Annotated in this window: 1 protein-coding gene; it reads right to left on the reverse strand. The window is 77.7% G+C overall.

The window, feature by feature from the left end; translation table 11 throughout:
• A partial coding sequence (locus DBV35_RS29305; protein WP_205648941.1) for a PadR family transcriptional regulator occupies positions 1 to 426 on the reverse strand: 426 nt, incomplete at both ends.

A 426-nucleotide genomic window follows, 5' to 3' on the forward strand; every position in this document is an offset into this window, starting at 1 on the left:
GTCTCGGAGCCGGCCTCGGCGACCTGCCGCGCGGCGGCGGCGAGCCGGCCGAGCTCGGTGACCAGGCCGGTCGCCGGGTCCGACTCGGCGGCCTCGGCGTCCGCGGCGAAGGGCGCCCACACCGCGTCGAGCTCGGCGCGGTGCTCCTCGACGTGCCGGGTGCCCTCCTCGGTCAGATGGACGACCCGACGACCTTCGGTCGGCTCGGACCGGACCAGTCCCTCGTCCTCCAGCTGGGACAGCATCGGGTACACCGAGCCGGGGCTCGGCTTCCACTGCCCGCCGGAGCGGCCGGTGATCTCCTGGATGATCTCGTAGCCGTGCCGCGGGCCGTCGGCGACGACCGCGAGCACCGCGGTGCGCACGTCGCCGCGGGCACGCTTGCCGCGCCGGCCGCCGGGCCCGCCGGGGCCGAATCCGCCCGGG

The sequence above is a fragment of the Acuticoccus kandeliae genome, assembly GCF_003073115.1.